This window comes from Silicimonas lutimaris, from assembly GCF_047314965.1.
Lineage (GTDB): Bacteria > Pseudomonadota > Alphaproteobacteria > Rhodobacterales > Rhodobacteraceae > JAVJUV01.
In genome coordinates, this window is sequence record NZ_JBLBVK010000032.1 from 22,099 (window position 1) to 40,410 (window position 18,312).

Here is an 18,312-nt window from a genome sequence, read left to right on the forward strand (position 1 = left end):
GTGGACGTTTTGACCGTGCGATGCTATCCCTTGTGTCATGCATGCCGCCGACCCCAAGATAAGCCGGGAAGTACCGCGAATTCGTCAGCTGGACGAAGGCGCCATCAACCGTATCGCGGCCGGCGAGGTTGTTGAGCGGCCCGCCTCGGCGGTGAAGGAACTTGTTGAAAACGCGATAGATGCGGGCGCCCGCCGGATCGATATCGCCGTGGCGGACGGCGGGAAACGAGTGATCCGCGTCACCGATGACGGCTGCGGAATACCGGCAGAGGACCTGCCTCTGGCGATGTCGCGCCACGCAACGTCGAAGATCGACGGATCGGACCTTCTTGATATCCACACCTTCGGGTTTCGCGGGGAAGCGCTTCCTTCCCTTGGCGCCGTCGGGCGGCTTGCGATCACCTCTCGCGTCGCGGGGGGCGAGGCGGCGCGCATAGAAGTTTCCGGGGGCAAGATCGGTGCGGTGAAGCCGGCTGCGGGCCAGCCGGGAACGGTGGTCGAATTGCGGGACCTGTTCTATGCGACGCCGGCGCGGCTGAAGTTCCTTCGGACCGATCGGGCCGAAATGCAGGCGCTGACGGACGTGGTAAAACGGCTTGCCATGGCTGAGCCCTACATCCGGTTTTCCCTGACCGACGAGAGCGAGGGCTTACGCGAGGTTTTCTCGGTGTCCGCCGAAACAGGCGAGCCGATGACGGCATTGTCGCGGAGATTGAAGGCCGTGTTGGGAGTCGAGTTCGCAGAAAACGCGCTCCCGATCGATGCCGAGCGCGAGGGGCTGCACCTGACCGGCTATGCGGCGCTGCCCACCTATTCCCGCGGTTCGGCTGTCCAGCAATACCTGTTCGTGAATGGTCGCCCCGTGCGGGACAAGCTTCTGGTCGGTGCCTTGCGGGGCGCTTACATGGATTTTCTCAGCCGCGACCGGCATCCGGCGGCTGTCCTATTCATCGATTGTGATCCTCATCTCGTCGACGTGAACGTGCACCCTGCGAAGACCGAGGTCAGGTTCCGGGAGCCGGGCGTTGCGCGGGGCCTGATCGTGTCCGGACTGCGTCACGCGCTGGCCGAGGCGGGTCACAGGGCGTCGACCACGGTGGCGGGAGAGACGCTCGGAGCATTCCGCGCGCCGTCTCCGGAGCCGCGCGTTTATCAGATGGACCGTCCCCGTGTTCCGGCAGGGAGAGCTTTCGAAAGTCTTTCCGGAGACAGCCTGGGGTTTCCCGGCGGTTTCGCTGAGAGCGCCTCGGCGCGCGTGGAGCCCGAACCTGAACCGGAGGCCGAGGAATGGCCGCTGGGCGCGGCGCGCGCCCATGTTCATGAAAATTACGTCATCGCCCAGACAGCGGACGGCATCGTGATCGTTGACGCACATGCAGCCCACGAGCGGCTGGTCTACGAGAAGCTCAAGCGGCAGATGGCCGAGAACGGCGTGACCACGCAGGCGCTGCTGGTGCCGGAAATCGTGGAACTGGGCAGCGACGCCCCGCGGCTTCTCGACATGGCGGAGGATCTGGAGCGGCTTGGCCTTGTGATCGAAGCCTTCGGTCCGGGGGCGATCGCCGTGCGCGAAACGCCTGCAATTCTGGGTGGGGTAAGCGTCGAGGGGATGTTGAGGGATATCCTCGACGAGTTGGACGATCAGGGTCAGAGTACCGCGCTTCAGGCGCGCCTGGAAGCGATCCTGAGCCGGGTGGCTTGTCACGGATCGGTCCGAACCGGGCGCAGGATGCGTTCGGAAGAGATGAACGCGCTTCTGCGGGAGATGGAGGCGACGCCCCATTCGGGCCAGTGCAACCACGGCCGGCCGACGTACGTGGAACTGAAACTTTCCGATATCGAGAGGCTGTTCGGGCGGCGATGATCACGATCGGCGACCATACATTCTCGTTCGACGATCCGCGCGTTCTGGCGGCTATCGTCGGTGCATTGCTTGTCCTGCTGGTTCTGGGCCTGCTCATTTCCGCCGTGCGCCGCGCGGGCCGTTCCGCGGACGCCGTAGGCCAGGTTGCGGAGCAGGTGGGCCGCTTGAATGCGGACGTCCAGATGCTCGGGGCAGGACAGCAGCAACTGGCGGGCAACATCCAGACCGTTTCGGATACCCAGACGGCAGCGCAGACCCGCATCATCCAGACGATGGAAACCCGTCTGGCGAACGTGCAGCAGCAGATGAGCGACCGGCTTGCTGACAATGCGATGCGTACGAACCGTGCGCTGACCGAAATGCAGGAGCGGATGAAGGAAACGCTTCACGGATCGTCCGAGAAGACCACCGAAAGCCTGACCCAGCTTCAGGAACGGCTGGCGACCATCGACAAGGCCCAGATCAACATCGAGAAGCTGTCCGGCGATGTTCTCAGCCTGCAGGACATCCTGTCGAACAAGCAGACACGGGGCGCGTTTGGCGAAATCCAGTTGCGGGACATTGTCAGCAAGGCTCTGCCTTCGGACGCCTATGCCTGGCAGGCGACCCTGTCGAATGGGCGGCGCACCGATTGCCTGATCCATCTGCCGAATCCGCCGGGGCCGATCGTGATCGACGCCAAGTTCCCGCTGGAGGCCTACGAGGCGCTGGTCAATGCCGCGACGGAAGATGAGCGCAGGCGCGCGCTTCAGGGGCTCCGGCAGGCGGTGCGCGTGCACATCAAGGCGATCTCGGAGAAATACCTGATCGAGGGCGAAACAGCGGACGGGGCTTTGATGTTCCTGCCGTCCGAAGCGATCTATGCCGAATTGCATGCGCGACTGCCCGAGATCGTGCGGGAAGGCTTCGCGGCTCGGGTCTGGATCGTCTCGCCGACGACCTGCATGGCGACGCTGAACACGATGCGCGCCATCCTGAAGGATGCGCGGATGCGCGAGCAGGCGGGCGCGATCCGTAAGGCCCTGGCGCAGCTGCACCGGGACGTCGAGATCGTCCTGGAGCGCGCCGGAAAGCTGGAGACACATTTCGATCAGGCGCGGCGTGACGTCGAGGGCCTCACCACCGCCGCCGAGCGGGCAGGAAAGAGGGCGGCGCGACTGGACAGTTTCGATTTCGAGGAACTGGCTCCCGACGACGCGGAGAGCGTTGTCCGTCTGCCGTCGAAGGGTGGATCGGTCTGAGCGCGCATGGAATGTCGCGATTTTGGGCGGTCTGCCTGTGCGCGCAATCATTTTCGCGAATGGAAAGGACCGAACGGCTCCTTGACGACTTTGTGCGATTGCCTGGGGCAAGTGGCGTGTTAGGCTTTGACTGTAGTGGCATGAAGCGGAGAACACAGATGGGCTGGATCGGGCGCGGTGTCTTGAGTGTCGTCGTGGGTTTTGCGGCGACGGCAGCGGTCGCGGAAAGCCATGTGGAGATGGTCGAGAGCCATGGGATCTCGGCTTTTGGTGAGCTGAAGTATCCGTCCGACTTTCCGTATTTCGATTATGTGAATCCGGATGCTCCAAAAGGCGGCACGATCAGTTTCCGTGGCACACTGGCCAGCCAGACATTCGACAGTCTGAACTATTTCATCCTGCAGGGTGAGCCCGCGCAGGGGATCGAGCGGATTTACGACACGCTGATGGTCGAGGCCTTCGATGAGCCGGATTCGGTTTACGGGTTGCTTGCCGAGAAGATTACCTATCCGATGGATCGCTCGTGGGTCATCTATACCTTGCGGGAGGAGGCAAGGTTCTCGGATGGCGAACCGGTCACCGCCGATGACGTGGTGTTCACGATCGAGACGCTGAAGGAGAAGGGACGCCCTGCATTCCGCTTCACGCTGGACGATGTGGCCGGCGCGGAAGCGGTTGGTCCGCACGAGGTGAAAGTCATCTTCAACGAGGATGCCCAGACACGCGACCTGATCAGCCAGGTTGGGCTGATACCGATCATTCCCCGCCACTATTACGAGGCAGTGGACTTCACGAAGTCCACGCTGGAGCCGCCGGTGGGATCGGGCGCCTACGTGGTGGACCGGGTCGATGCCGGAAACTCGGTGACCTATTGCCGGAACCCGGATTACTGGGGAGCGGACCTGCCGGTGAATATCGGCAAGGACAATTTCCAGTGCTACCGCTACGAATACTTCGCCGACACTACCGCCGCTTTCGAGGCCCTGAAGGCCGGGGTTTACCTCTTTCACGAGGAGTTCTTTTCGGCGATCTGGGCCACCGGCTATGATTTTCCCGCGCTGGACAAGGGATGGGTGAAAAGGGAGGTCATTCCTGACAATCGGCCGTCCGGCGCCCAAGGCTTCTGGTTCAACCTGCGTCGGCCGCAGTACGAGGACCGGCGGGTTCGCGAGGCCATCTCGCTGATGTTCAATTTCGAATGGTCGAACGAGACCCTGTTCTACGGATTGTACGAACGAACGGACTCATTCTGGGAAGGGTCGAACATGCAGGCCGAGGGCGTGGCCGGGGGGCAAGAACTGGCGCTGCTGGAGCAATTCCGGGGCGACTTGCCTGAGGCTGTGTTTACGGAGCCTGCCTATAGCCCGCCGGTCAGCACGACCCGCAAGACGGATCGCGGTCTTGTGCGCGAGGCCAACCGTTTGCTGGAAGACGCGGGCTGGATCATCGGGGATGACGGCTTGAGGAGAAACGCGGCGGGCGACGTCCTGACGCTGAAGTTCATCGATGACGGCCCGGCATTCGAGCGGATCATCCTGCCCTATGTCGAGAATCTGCGGCTGATTGGCGTCGATGCGTCTTTCGAGCTGATCGATCCGGCGGAGTTTCAGGAGCGGCGTGAGAATTTCGACTATGACATCATCACGACGCGGTTCGTGCTGCCCTTGTCGCCGTCGGTCGAGTTGCGCAACCTGTTCGGATCGAAAAGCGCTGATGCGCCGGGCTCGTTCAACGTCTCCGGTGTCTCCGATCCGGTGGTGGATGCCCTGATAGAACAGGTGATAGCAGCCGCTGACCGTGAGACACTCGATATTCGCGTCAAAGCCTTGGATCGGGTGCTGAGGGACAAGCTCATCTGGGTTCCGAACTGGTTCAAGGGTTCGCACTGGATCGCTTACTGGGATGTGTTCGGCCGGCCCGAAGCGAAGCCTCCGTATGATCGAGGGATCGATTATTGGTGGTGGGAGCAGGGCAAGTACGATGCGCTGGTGGCCGCGGGAGCATTGCGCTGAGGTCCGGGTTGCAGGAGTTCGCAACGGTTCGGTCGAAGCCTGGCAATTATGCAAGTCGTCTCGGTCGTATCCAAGCGTGATCTCCGATCACGCTTGTCACAAGGTTTCGTCTCAATGGAGACAAAGTTTGGTGTTCACTTGACGGAGACAATCACGTGCCTTCTGGCTTGATGGGAGATGATGCGCATCCTGAGGGACTGCGGATACTCAGGTGCGAGGCGCGCGGTAATCTGAAGGTTTGAACGATTTGATTATCAGGAAGATAGCGGCGAAATTGAATCCGGTTGGGTGCCGCGGGACAAACGGTGGGTACGACGCCACTTTCTGCCGGACGAGCGGCGCATTCCCGGGCGAAATCACGTCCATATTCGCCGATTCCGCCTGCAGCAGGTCCTCGATGCTGAAAAGTGCTTCGGTAGGTTCTTTCCCATGAGCACGTATAAGTCGCACAGGACGGTTGGTGGGCTGGTTGAAGCATGGCTTGTCGTCCTTGGTGTATTGACCATTGCCGGCTCAAACCTCGTTTTCTGGCGCATCGATTATCCACCTCTGATCGATTGGGCCAATCACCTGACACGCCATGCGATTCAGTGCGCTGAGGATCCTTTGGCAGGTATCGGTCGGTACTATGAGTATCATTTCGCTTGGGTTCCGAATCTGACATCCGAACTGGTGCACAGGCTGCCGATTGCCTGCCGCTCCGTCATGACCACACAAAAGGTGCTCATCCAGTTCGCGACGACGGGGTTGTTGCTGGCGACTATTCTGCTGCATGCCAGCATATGGCGGCGTTGGTCGGTCTGGCCGCTGTTGTCGAGCTTCGGCATGTTCCACATGGCGTTTGCCTATGGGTTCGAGAATTATATCCTGGCGCTTCCTCCGATGCTGCTGGCGCTCTCGGTTTGGTTCTGGCGCAGGCAAAGGGGGGCCTTTGGCCGCCTTCTGCCCATGATCCCCGTGGTCGCGATCATTTTTATTCTCCATCTTTATGCATTCATGTTTCTGTTCGGCATGATCGGGCTCCTCGAGTTGCAGAGATGGTGGAGCGGGGGGCGGAACTGGCCGGAATTCGGGAGGGTCGCGCTCCTCATGCTGTTGATTGTCGCCGGTCCGGCGGCACATCTGGCCTCGGTCATTCAGGTGACGGCCGGCGTCGATATCGGCGAGATCGAATTCGGTTCGCCATCGGGCTGGCTTGGAGTTGTACTTTCACCGTTCGTGCCGCTGGGAGTCGCGATCCTGAACGAAGAGGTGTTCAAGGCGACGTGGATACAGTTTTTTGCCGTTTTGGCTGTCTTTGTCGGTTTCCGGTTTCTAAGGCCGCCATTGGCAATGAACCCGGTCGGAAGGCTTGCCGTGGTCGGGATGCTGATTGCAGCAATGATGATGCCGAAGATGCTTGGTGCCGTGCACTACACCGACATCCGCTTCCCCGTTGCGCTCTTTTGTGTGTTGATCGCCTTGTCGGATATTCGCTTTTCGCGTATCGGCGCATTTGTGTTCGTGGTTGCTGTCTCGGGCGCAAGTGTCGTGCGCGTCTCATGGTTGGAGACCTACTGGTCCAATCATGATCATCAGGTTCGCGAACTCTTGTCGCTGAGCGACGTGCTGTCCGGGGATCACCGCATTCTGGTAGCGCGGATTGCCGATCCGATTGAGGTGCTCTTGCATTCCCATTCAGCAGCACATCTGTCCAGGGTGACCGGAGCGTTCATTCCCGATATTTTTTCCAGTCACAATTCGCTTTCGGCTCGCCCAGAATTCGCATTGCGGGATGCTTACCAGTCGTTCCCTCAGCCGGTCTCCCGGCTGATCGAGGAGGTTAAGTCGCCGCGGCCTGCGGTCCGGGGGCAGGTGCCCGATGGCAGCCTCTACTGGGCAGACTGGACGAAGTTCTACACTCATGTGCTGGTTTTCTCCCGCCAGGGCGAGAGCGTGCCGGAGATACCGGAATTGGGGCGCGTGGTGGAGCGTGGCAGCTTTTTCGCCTTGTTCGAGACAAAAGGCTCGTTCTGAGCAATTTGGCCATCGTTCGGAGTTGACCGAAGCGAACATGCAAAAAAATGCAACGTGACCTTCGGGAAACTGCGTGTGTCAACTGGACTTGGATCGCTCCGCTGTCTAGTGTCCGCGCGCACACGAGGTCAGGATGCGTTGGTTTTGGTTAGTTATGATGTTGATGATCGCCTGCTTTAGCGGGTATTTTTTCTATGCCCATTACCAGGAACAGTATCACACCATTCCTTCAAGCCAGTAGCCTGGATCGGCTGAGGTCTTCCACTAGGGTCGGGACTCATTGAGTTTCAAGGCCAGCAGATGACGATGACCGCGAGAGCGATAGTTGACAGAAAGACCTTTGGGCACCTGTCTTCACGTGTCGCCACACGTCGCCAGTCCTTGAGCCTACCGGACATGATCTCGATGCGGTTGCGCCGTTTGTAGTAACGCTTGTCGTATATCATCGATTTCGGCCGCTGTTTCCGGTCAGGGATACAGGCGCGTATCCCTTTGTCTTTCAATGCTTCCCGGAACCGGTCGGTGTCATATCTTCGAGCTGCGAGGAGCCATCCCACCTTTGGCAAACTGCTCACTAAAGCGCGAGCACCTATGTAGTCGTTGACCTGACCGGTTGTGACAAACAGGTTTAGGGAACGTCCCTGGCTGTCACAGATGCGTGCAGTTTGGTGTTCATGCCGCCCTTGGTTCGGCCAATCAGGCTTCCACGCCCCCCCTTTTTTGACGCCCATGCTGGTCGCTGTCCGGTGGGCCTTCCGATACGTCGCGTCGATCATCACGGTGTTCTGTTCGCCGTGCTCGGTGTCCCGTCGGTCAGCCAGAAAATACCGCTCGTTTCACCGCTCCGTTTTCGGAGCCGTGAATCTTGCAGCGCGACCGAAATAAATGCATCCTGACTCTAGCCCTGCTGTTCGAATGAATCTTGTATAAATAGAAAAATTGCGTAACGGATTTTGATGATCAGCGCTCAAAGTTATCCATTGATACTTAATTGATAGGAGAAGGAAATGAAACAGACTCTTTGGAGAACGGTAAGCAGATCTGCATTGGTATTTCTTGTGTCTGTATTCCCGGCATATGCGCAGAATTATCCGGTTGTTGATACCAACCAGACGGATTTTTACAGTAATAAGGCGGTGATATCCTCACCATCTGAAGGGCAGGCGTTTTATGGGCAAGATGCCCACTATTCAGGGCACCTGCCATCCTATACCGATAACGGTGACGGAACAGTGACGGATAATGTAACCGGGCTGATGTGGCAGAAGAGTGTCGACCTGAATGGAGACGGCAAGATCAATGCTGCTGATAAACTCACTTATGATCAGGCCGTGGCAGGCGCATCAAGTTTTGAGCTTGCCGGATATAGTGATTGGCGGTTGCCCACCATCAAGGAAGCCTATTCGCTTATTTTGTTCAGCGGTCAGGATATTAGTGGATATGAAGGTGTCAATGCTGATGGTATCAAGCCGTTTATTGACGACGACTACTTTGAATTCGGATATGGCGATTTGGATGCTGGTGAACGTTTGCTTGAAGGCCAGATGGCGACGTCAACGGAATATGTAACGACAACAAACGGTGAAAAAACCATGTTTGGCGTCAACTTTGTGGACGGACGAATTAAAGGCTACGGATTGGAAACCTCATTTGCTGGCGGCCCGAAAGTTTTTTATGTCATGCATGTGCGCGGTAATGAAGACTATGGCATTAACAAGTTTAAAGATAATAAGAATGGGACGATCACTGACGACGCAACGGGTCTAATGTGGATGCAGCAGGATAGCGGAAAAGGCATGCTGTGGGAAGAGGCATTGAGTTATGCAGAGAACTTTGAGTTCTCTGGATATGATGATTGGCGGTTGCCGAACGCCAAGGAATTGCAAAGTATTATTGATTATACGCGATCACCGGCCACAACACAATCGGCTGCCATTAATCCGCTATTCACGAGCAGTCATATAGAAAATGAGGCGGGAGAGGTTGATTTCCCTTACTACTGGACAGGGACAACCCACGTTTCATGGAATGAGCAAAGGGCGGGGTCGAGTGCCGTTTATATCGCCTTTGGACGGGCGATGGGGTACATGGGCAACCGTTGGGTCGACGTCCATGGCGCGGGAGCGCAGCGCAGCGATCCAAAAATAGGGAATCCTGAGGAGTATCCGACCGGATTCGGGCCACAGGGCGATGCGATTCACGTTTATAATTACGTCCGACTGGTGCGGACACAGTAAATGTGGCGGAAATCAATGGAACCTAACCCAAGGTGTCCCGGGACGCCTTTCCTGCGCCGAGTCTGACGGTCGATTTGACGATTTCCGGAACAATGACGATCGGCAATCCCAGGAGCAGGATCAAACCCCAGGTTCTGGCGTCAATCGCCGTTGTCTGTAGGAGTAGCTGGAGCGGTTGCCAGTAGACCGCGAGGCCCTGGGCCAAGAGGCTGAGGGTAAGTGCTCCTAGCAGGAACGGGTTCGAGAACCATCCGATCCGCCAGCAAGGTTGTGTCAGAGACCGGAAAGCGAAAACGCTGAGCTTCTCGAAGACCACCATGCCAGTGAAGGCGGCGGTTCGTGCCACGTCGATGCCAAGAGGCGCGAGACTGTAGAAAATCCAGAGACTGGCGGTGCCGGTATATACGCCGAACATCACGATAAGCGCGGCACCGTTGAAACCGAGTATGGGTTCGTCCCGCCGGCGCGGGGGATCTTCCATTTGCCGTGCTTCGCCTTTTTCCAGTCCCAGAGCCACGGCAGTCAGCCCGTCGGTGATCAGGTTCATCCAGAGGATCTGGGTCGCGAGAAATATCAGCGGTCCGCCGAGAAGAAGGTTCGCGACGATGGCCAGGACCTCGCCCGCGTTCGAGGAAAGCAGGTAGCGGACGAACTTGCGGACGTTGTCGAATTGCCTGCGACCCTCGGCGATGGCGTTGACGATGGTGGCAAAATTGTCGTCGAGGAGCACGAGATCGGACGCGTTCTTGGAGACATCGGTTCCACGCAAGCCCATCGCGATGCCGATGTCGGCCCGTTTGAGCGCCGGGGCGTCATTCACTCCATCTCCCGTCATGGCAACGATATGCCCCTTGTCCTGCAATGCGGCGACAATGCGCATCTTGTGCTCGGGGCGCGTGCGGGCGAAGAGAACATCCTCGGTCAGGAGATCGGCGAGATCGGACTCGGAGAGTGTATCGACGCTTGTGCCTTCTATGCAGCGGGGTTGGCCCATCTCCAATTGTTCGGCGATTGCAAGCGCGGTCACAGGGCTATCGCCGGTAATCATGATGACGCGTATTCCCGCCATTCGCGCGCCCCGGACAGCATTGCGGACCTCGGGTCTGGGAGGATCGATCATTCCGACGAGGCCGAGAAAGTCCATGTCGTGCTCTTCGAGGCTGTCATCCCCGGAGAGGCGCGAGGCGAGTGCGATGACGCGGAGGCCTTTTGTCGCCATGTCCTCGTAGGCGGTCTGTATCGTTCTGCGATCCGCTTCGGTGACGGGTCGCTGTCCGTCGGCGGTTCGAATGGTCGCGCACAAGTCCACGATGACTTCCGGCGCACCTTTGACATGATGGCGGAAGCGGTCGCCTTCTCGCACGACAAGCCCCATGCGTTTGCGCTCGCTTGAGAACGGACGTTCGGCCACTGTGTTGCGTTCGTCGGGCAGTGGTGCCCAGCCCTTGTAGGCCAGCGTCACAAGGGCGCCTTCGGTCGGTGCGCCGGTCATGACCCAATCGTCACCGTAGCGGCTCAGATGAGCGTGGCTGCAGGTGATTGCCGTATCAAGCAGGTCGGCGAGCGCGGGATCCTGCGAAGCGCGCACGCGGGCGCCGTCGCGCGCGATATGACCCGCGGGATCATATCCGCTGCCCGTGACATCGTAGCTGGCGTCCGCCATCCAGATGCGGGTGACGGTCATCTTGTTTTCCGTCAACGTCCCCGTCTTGTCGGTGCAGATCACCGATGCCGCGCCGAGTGTCTCGACCGCCTGCAGGCGGCGGGCCAGCGCCTTCTTTCTGGCCATTGCCGAAGCGCCGAGGGCCAGCGTGATCGTCACGACGGCCGGCAGGCCTTCCGGCACCATCGCTACGGCAAGTGACAGTCCCGTCATGAACATGTCGAACACAGGTCGTCCGACGTAGGTACCAAGAGCGACGATGGTCGCCGCGATCAGGATCGATGCCAACCCAATCTGCTGCGCCAGGCGGCCGAGTTGCCGCTGGAGATGGGTGGTCTTGATGTCCACGGAGCAGGTCATCTCGGCGATCTGGCCGAAAGCCGTTCCCGTACCTGTCGCAACGACCACGCCTTCGCCTCTGCCGGACACCACGGCGGTTCCAGTCATGAGTTTGCCGCTGTCGCCTTCGGTGTGAGGGGATTTCTCGACGGGTAGGGATTCGCCCGTGACCAGGCTTTCGTCGACCTTCAGATCGGTTGCCGCGTCAAGCCGGAGATCGGCAGGTACGCCTTCACCGGCCGCGACAATCACAAGGTCGCCAGGAACAAGCTCGCGCGCCGGCAAGATGCGTTCCTCTCCGTCCCTGACGACCAGTGCATTGGGCGTGAGCATGGACTTCAGTGCATCCAGCGCGGTTTCTGCTCGCCATTCCTGAACGAAGCCAAGGATCGCGTTCAGGAGCAGCACCATCGCGATGGCGATGGCATCGATGGTTTCTCCGAGGGCAAAGGCGATTGAGGCGGCTGCGACAAGGATCAGGACGAGAAATCCACGGAACTGGCGCAGGAGTATGCGGATTGGCGACACCCGCGCGACCTCGGGGAGTTCGTTCCAGCCTGAACGCCTGCGCTCGGCCTCCGCCTGTGCTGTCGTCAGGCCCCTTGGCGGGGACGTTTCATATGTGTTGGTCACGGGGGGCCGATCAGAACGCGGTGCGCTCGACGATCAGGGCGTCATCGGAAAGCTTGTCGCTGGGATGCACGACGACCCTGTCACGTTCCGAAAGCCCGGAGGTCACCGACGCGTAGCGTCCGTTCCTGCGACCAAGCTCGACCGGCACTGTCTCGACGCGGTCACCGTTCGCCCGGAATACGGCCCATCCGTCGCCGAGGCGAAACGCGGCGCTGAGAGGCAGCAGTATCGCATCTCTTTCCTCGTATTCGGTGATGCGGAGGAAGACTGCGAAGCCATGCCCGAGGCCCTGCCGGTCTTCGGCGGGCGACGTCAGATCGAACACCGCGTCGACGCGCTGTTCATCGATGCCAAGAGCCGAGACCTTGGTTCGTGCGGCAGGCTCGATGCTTTTCAAGCGCGCCTCGAGAGCTGCGCCACCCCAGCGTTCGACCTGCGCCAGCGCATCGGTGGGGAGCCGGACGGCGTCGCTGGACAGAAGATCGGCAACGATTTCGAGTTCCCGTGGGTCGCCGATGGTGAGGAGCCGTGTTCCCGCAGTGACGGGGCGCTCGCTGATGACGTCGATGGACAGGACGACCCCGTCGGACGGGGCTAGAATTGACGTACAGCAGACGGCCGCGGCATCCGACGGCAATGCCGGTTCGGTCAACGCCGCCTGCGCGCGGGCAAGTGTACCTTTGGCCTGTTCGATCCGGGCCTCTGCTGCCGCCACGGCCGCATCGGCAATGACACGTTTCTGATGGGCGTCTTCGAGGCGGGAGATGGACGAGACGCCGCGATCCACCAACGTGGCCTCGCGGTCGTACTGGGTCTTGGCATAGAGCTGGTCTTCTATGGCCCGGGCCAGGTCCGTTTCGGCCACGGTCAGGGCCGCTTCCGCCTCGCGCACCCCGGCCTCTGCCTGGAGCCTCGAGCGTGTATCGAGCAGCGCCGGTTCGACCGGTTCGACTTCGGCCACGACGGTCTCGCCGGCGATCACGGGCTGGCCGACCTCGACGGGTGATCGCAGGGCCACGCCTGATATGGGGGCCGCGACTTCGAAGAGATCCTTCACCCGCGTGGTTCCGTCGACATCGACGGTGATTGTCAGGGTGCCACGCCCGATGCTGTGCAGATCGACGGGTACCGGTTCGGGACGGAACGAGACATAGAGAAGTCCGCCGGCGACCGTGGCGCCTATCAGGCTGAGTATTATGTTGCGGCGTGTCTGGGCCATGGGGTCACTCTCGGGTTTTCATGACGGATACGAGGTTCATGTTGTCCAGTCTTCGGCGCACCAGCAGCACCGAGACAAGGGCGGCCACCAGAACCGTGAGACTGGCGTTGGCGAATGTCTTGGGTTCCAGAATTAGGGGTATCGAATAGAGATCGCTTGTGAAACTGTCGGTCATCAGCTTTGCGAAGCGCCAGCCCATCCACCATCCGACGGGTTGGGCGAGCAGGGCGAGAAGCATCGTCTCGCCGACGAGGATGTAGCTGACTTCGCCTCTCGAAAATCCGAGGATACGCAGGCTGGCCAGTTCGCGCGCACGCTCGGACAATTGAATTCGCGCCCCATTATAGGCCACGCCCACGGTGATCAGGGCGCCGAGGATGGCGTAGATCGTCGTGGCGATCAGGATGTTCTCGCTGATCGTGTCTTCGAAGCCCCTCCGGTTTTCGGCCATCATGATGGTGCCGGCCAGTGCCGGGAGTTCCTTGAGGCGAGCGTCCAGAGCATCGCGCTCGGCGGGATCGAAGGTGATGTTGATAGCCGAGAAACGGGGCTCTTGCTGAAACATCTGTGCGAGCGTGTCCTGGTCCATGTAGGCGCCGAGCCCGAAATACTGGGTCACAAGCCCGGTGACCGTCAGCTGGTAGGTGCCGCGCCGCCCTTCCAGAAACTCGGCCTCGACCCTGTCTCCGATCCCGACATCAAGGATGTCGGCCAGCCGCTCGGTCAGCATGAACCCGTCCGGGGGTGCATCGACTACCTTGCCGGAAGCATCAACGATCCGGCTGAGGTCTGAGCCCGGGCGCCGGGCTTCGATGGCGACCCTTTTCTCGTGATGCGCATTTCTCAGGAAGGCGCTTCGGTATTGCGTCCCTTCGGCCTGAAGAACGCCGGGCAGGTTCCTCGCGTCCCCAACGACCGATTCCGGCCGGTCCTCTGAAAAGAACAGCACGGCGTGTTGCCGGTTCGACTGGTAGAACGCCATGTCGATGATTTCGTCGAGCGAGTCGGGGAAGAAATTGGCGGCGACCAGCACCGCGACGGCCATCGCCATGCCCAGCACACTGAAGAGCGCGCGGAATGGCCAACGGATCAGGCTGCGCAGGATCATCATGCTGGGCTGGCTGACACGCAGATAGCCGAGGGTCCTGTCGATCCAGTTCCTGCGGAAGCGGGGCGGGGCCGGGGGGGACATTGCGACAGCGGGCGACAAGGTCGCGGCGCGAAGGGCTGCGCGGATCGCTCCGAAAGAGGCGGCGGCGAAACCGAGCAGGCCCGAGACGATGTAGGTGTTCCAGGAGACGTTGTAGATCAGGTACGGGAGGTTGAAGAATTCGGCGTAGAGCCGTGCCAGCTGGAAGCTGAGCCAGCTTCCCACCGCCCACCCAATCGCGACACCCACTACGGCGACCAGCCCGGCAAGGAACAGGTAGTGCAGGCAGACGGCAGTGTTCGAGTAACCAAGCGCCTTCAACAGCCCGATCTCGCTGCGCTCCAGCGTCACGATCCGCCCGATGACAAGGTTCACCAGAAATACCGTGATGCCAAGAAAGATGGGCGGGAGGATGTAGGAGATCGACCGCAATTGCTCGATTTCACCATCGATATAGGCGTTGGACGTCTGCGTCGTGCGGTCGAGGGCGCCGGTGCCGCCATAGGGCTCCAGCAGGTCGTCAACGGCATCCTTCACGGGATCGACACTGAACCCGGGGCGAAGTTTGATCGTCAGATTGTCGAATGCGCCAGTCCGGTCCACGGCGGCGGCAAGTGCCCGTTCAGGCATCCATGCTATCCCATAATCTTCATAGTCGGGCACCATGCTGCCGGGACCGATGGTGTAGATGAACTCGGGCGAAAGAACCGTTCCGGTGATCGTCAGCTTTCGCTTGTTCCCGTTGAGGTTGGCGCTGATCATGTCACCGATTCTGAGGCTGTTTGCCTGGGCAAAGGGCTCGTTGACCACGATCTGGTCGGTGGCATTCGGGTCCGGCCAGGTGCCGGTGCGCAGGAACGGTTCGTTCAGGAGAGGGCGGCCGCTGACGGGGAGGGAGACGAAATATCCCAGGGTGGAGGAGGTTTTGCCTTCGAGATCCAGCGTCGCGAATGTGGTAACGCGAGGCTCGGCCGATGCCACGCCGTCAATCGCGTGAATATCCTGCATAAGCGACAGAGGCACCCGTCGCGCGCTGGCAAAGACATCGGCGAAACGGTTGCGCTCGTAGTATGTGTCGCGTGTCTGGTCGAGAGCGGTCGACATGCCGAAGGACATCAGGAGGATCGACACGCCGCCTGCCATGACAAGCGCGATGGCCAGCGCCTGGACCCAAAGCCGCCTGAAGTCGCGGAGAAGTTTCCTGTCGAGCGCGTCCATGACCATCACCACACGATCTCGGACGGAGCGATCCGGGTGTCGTTGGTCTCGATTTTGTTCACCCGGCCGTCCTGAAACCAGATGACTCGGTGTGCCATGCGGCGGATCTCGGCGTTGTGCGTGATGACAACGGTCGAAGTCCCGAGGTCGTCGTTGACCTGCCGGAGGACCTCGAGAACCTGCACGCCGGTCTTGCTGTCGAGCGCGCCCGTGGGCTCGTCGCAAAGCAGAACCTCCGGGCGCTTCGCCACGGCGCGCGCGATTGCCACGCGTTGTTGTTCGCCCCCTGACAGTTCCGCAGGGAAATGATCGAGGCGATGCGAAAGCCCGACCAATTCGAGCGCTTCCTCGGGCGTCATGGGGTTTTTGGCGACATCGGTGACAAGCTGTACGTTCTCCCGCGCCGTCAGGCTGGCGACGAGATTGTAGAACTGAAAGACAAATCCCACGTGGTCGCGCCGAAACCGTGTGAGCCCCGCTTCGCGGAGCGACGTGAGTTCAAGGTCCCGAAACCAGACATGACCTGCGGTCGCGCGGTCCAGTCCGCCAAGGATATTGAGCAGCGTCGACTTTCCGCTTCCCGAAGGTCCCAGCAGAACCGTCAGTTCGCGGGCGTAAAGGCGCAGGTCGATCCCGGCGAGCGCATGAACCTTACCGCCGCCGGTGTCGTAGACCTTTGTCAGGCCTTCGGTCCGGAAAACGACCTGTTCTTCTGGGCTCATCAATCGCTCCAGGATGTCTGAAATCGTTGTGTTCGCGCATTCGAGCTATGGGATGCACCTTACAGGTCCGCGCGGGAGGGCGACTTGATGTCAGTCAAAGGTTCCGCGTGTTCCCGAGACGCAGTTACCGGATGACCAAGTCACAAACGGCCCGCGGGACACCGAATGTCCCTTTCGGCCTTTCCGCGCCTTCAGTGGCTTTCGGATATCAGGAGATCCGAGGCCTTCTCACCGATCATGATCGCCGGGGCGTTGGTGTTGCCAGAGACGATTTCCGGCATGATCGAACAATCCGCTACGCGAAGGCCGGTCAGGCCGTGGACTTTGAGCTTATGATCCACGACCGCGTCCGACCCTTGACCCATCTTGCATGTGCCCGTGGGATGATAGATCGAAACGCTGTTGTTGCGCGCCCAGTCCAGTGTCCCGTCGAAATCCTCGAGATCGAGGTCCGATTTCGGTCGGAATTCCTCGGAGATCTTGGAGGTCAGGGGAGCGTGACGCGATATCCGCCGGGCGATGTTGACGCCATCGACGATCGTGCGGCAGTCGGTATCTGTCGAAAGGTAGCGCGGCACGATTTTCGCATAGGTGCGCGGGTCGTTGCCGGACAGAAGAATCTCTCCCCGGCTTTCAGGACGCAACTGGCAGACCGATACGGTGAAAGCCGAGAAGGGGTGGACACCTTCGCCGGGGCTGTCGGCAGACCAGGGTTGAACGTGGAACTGGATGTCGGGTGTGGCGACATCTTCACGTGTTTTCAGAAAGCCCGTTGCCAGGCTGGCGGCCATCGTCATTGGGCCTGATCTGAACAGGGCATACTTCAAGGCAATGCGCGCCTGGTTGTAGAGGCTGCGCACTTCGTCGTTCAGCGTCGGTTCGTTGCATTTGAAGACAAGCCGCGCCTGCAGGTGGTCCTGAAGGTTCTTGCCGACGCCCGGGAGGTCGTGGCGCGGTTCGATCCCGTTGGCCTTCAGTTGCCCGGCTTCGCCGATGCCCGAGAGCATGAGTACCTGCGGCGAGTTGATCGCGCCGCCGGACAGGATGACCTCCCGGTTCACCTTGATCGTCTGTTCTGTGCCGGATGCGTCGAGATAGGTGACGCCGGTCACCCGCTTTCCGTCGAGATTGATCCTGCTGACAAGAGCCCGGGTGATGACGCGAAGGTTTTCCCGATCCCTGACAGGCTTCAGATAGGCGACGGCCGCGCTGCAGCGCCGCCCGTTGCGTGTCGTCAGCTGAAAGTATCCGACGCCTTCCTGCGTCGCGCCGTTGTAGTCGGGATTGAACGGATAGCCGGCGGCCTGTGCTGCAGCGACCCAGGCGTCGCAGATGGGCCGCTGAATTCGCATGTTGGACACTGCGAGCGGGCCATCGTCGCCGTGGAACTCATCCCGGCCGCGTTCATTGTTCTCTGCTCTCTTGAAGAGCGGCAGAACGTCGTCCCACCCCCATCCGATGTTGCCCATCTGGCGCCAGCGGTCGTAGTCGGCAGGTTGTCCGCGCACGTAAAGCAGGCCGTTCAGCGAAGAGGAGCCGCCAAGGACCTTGCCGCGGGGCCAGTCGATGGAGCGTCCGTTCAGGCCGGGGTCGGGTTCCGTCTTGTAGCACCAGTCGAGCGACGGGTTGTGCATCGTCTTGAAGTAGCCGACGGGGATGTGAATCCAGGGGTTCCGGTCCGGGCCACCTGCTTCCAGCAGGGTGACTTTCGTGTCCGGGCGAGCGCTGAGACGGTTTGCGATGACGCATCCTGCCGAGCCGGCTCCAATGATCAGGTAGTCTGTTTCCACGCCGCGCTTCCCCGAGAGTTCAAAAAAACTCTATGCAAATCGAAAATACTAATCTAGCCTTTTTTGAAACACAACGTCTCAATAATTGCAGAAACGGGAGGAAGCAATGGGAGTGAACGATCGTATCGGGGGGGTCTCGCGGAGGGATTTCTTCAGGATAGCTGGGACTTACGGGATGAGTTCGACGCTTCTGGCGGCGGGGACGTTT

Annotated in this window: 11 protein-coding genes; 5 read left to right on the forward strand and 6 right to left on the reverse strand. The window is 60.1% G+C overall.

What is annotated here, in order from left to right:
• The first annotated feature begins 37 nt into the window (after positions 1–37).
• From mutL to ACKLNI_RS02745, 4 genes are all read left to right on the forward strand, one after another.
• Positions 38–1,864 (forward strand): DNA mismatch repair endonuclease MutL, encoded by a 1,827-nt coding sequence (mutL, locus tag ACKLNI_RS02730; RefSeq protein ID WP_413717464.1) that lies wholly within the window; start codon positions 38–40, stop codon positions 1,862–1,864.
• Positions 1,861–3,105 (forward strand): DNA recombination protein RmuC, encoded by a 1,245-nt coding sequence (locus ACKLNI_RS02735; RefSeq protein WP_413717465.1) that lies wholly within the window; start codon positions 1,861–1,863, stop codon positions 3,103–3,105. The genes mutL and ACKLNI_RS02735 overlap by 4 nt, the downstream gene beginning before the upstream one ends.
• 140 nt (positions 3,106–3,245) lie before the next feature.
• Positions 3,246–5,117, forward strand: a complete 1,872-nt coding sequence (locus tag ACKLNI_RS02740; protein ID WP_413717466.1) for an extracellular solute-binding protein — start codon at positions 3,246–3,248, stop codon at positions 5,115–5,117.
• 429 nt (positions 5,118–5,546) lie between these two features.
• Complete coding sequence (locus ACKLNI_RS02745) at positions 5,547–7,133, forward strand: hypothetical protein (RefSeq protein WP_413717467.1); 1,587 nt, start codon at positions 5,547–5,549, stop codon at positions 7,131–7,133.
• 287 nt (positions 7,134–7,420) lie between these two features.
• Here ACKLNI_RS02745 and ACKLNI_RS02750 read toward each other — a convergent pair whose 3' ends face one another.
• Positions 7,421–7,954: an IS5 family transposase gene (locus ACKLNI_RS02750; RefSeq protein ID WP_413717475.1), complete on the reverse strand. Its 534-nt coding sequence runs from the start codon at positions 7,952–7,954 to the stop codon at positions 7,421–7,423.
• A 186-nt stretch (positions 7,955–8,140) separates the two neighbouring features.
• On the opposite strand from ACKLNI_RS02750, the gene ACKLNI_RS02755 reads away from it, so the two are divergent.
• Positions 8,141–9,370 carry an Lcl C-terminal domain-containing protein gene (locus tag ACKLNI_RS02755; protein WP_413717468.1) on the forward strand — a complete coding sequence of 410 codons (1,230 nt, stop codon included), beginning with the start codon at positions 8,141–8,143 and terminating at the stop codon, positions 9,368–9,370.
• A gap of 22 nt (positions 9,371–9,392) precedes the next feature.
• Here ACKLNI_RS02755 and ACKLNI_RS02760 read toward each other — a convergent pair whose 3' ends face one another.
• From ACKLNI_RS02760 to ACKLNI_RS02780, 5 genes are all read right to left on the reverse strand, one after another.
• Entirely contained in the window at positions 9,393–12,005 is a 2,613-nt protein-coding gene (locus tag ACKLNI_RS02760) for a cation-translocating P-type ATPase (RefSeq protein ID WP_413717469.1), read from the reverse strand.
• 10 nt (positions 12,006–12,015) lie between these two features.
• Positions 12,016–13,224: an efflux RND transporter periplasmic adaptor subunit gene (locus ACKLNI_RS02765; RefSeq protein ID WP_413717470.1), complete on the reverse strand. Its 1,209-nt coding sequence runs from the start codon at positions 13,222–13,224 to the stop codon at positions 12,016–12,018.
• Positions 13,225–13,228: 4 nt separating this feature from the next.
• Positions 13,229–15,592: an ABC transporter permease gene (locus ACKLNI_RS02770; protein WP_413717471.1), complete on the reverse strand. Its 2,364-nt coding sequence runs from the start codon at positions 15,590–15,592 to the stop codon at positions 13,229–13,231.
• Positions 15,593–15,597: 5 nt separating this feature from the next.
• Positions 15,598–16,314, reverse strand: coding sequence for an ABC transporter ATP-binding protein (locus tag ACKLNI_RS02775; RefSeq protein WP_413717472.1), 717 nt, complete (start codon positions 16,312–16,314; stop codon positions 15,598–15,600).
• A 191-nt stretch (positions 16,315–16,505) separates the two neighbouring features.
• The gene (locus ACKLNI_RS02780) at positions 16,506–18,104 is read right to left on the reverse strand and encodes a GMC family oxidoreductase (RefSeq protein WP_413717473.1); all 1,599 of its coding nucleotides are present in this window, start codon (positions 18,102–18,104) and stop codon (positions 16,506–16,508) included.
• Positions 18,105–18,312: the final 208 nt, after the last annotated feature.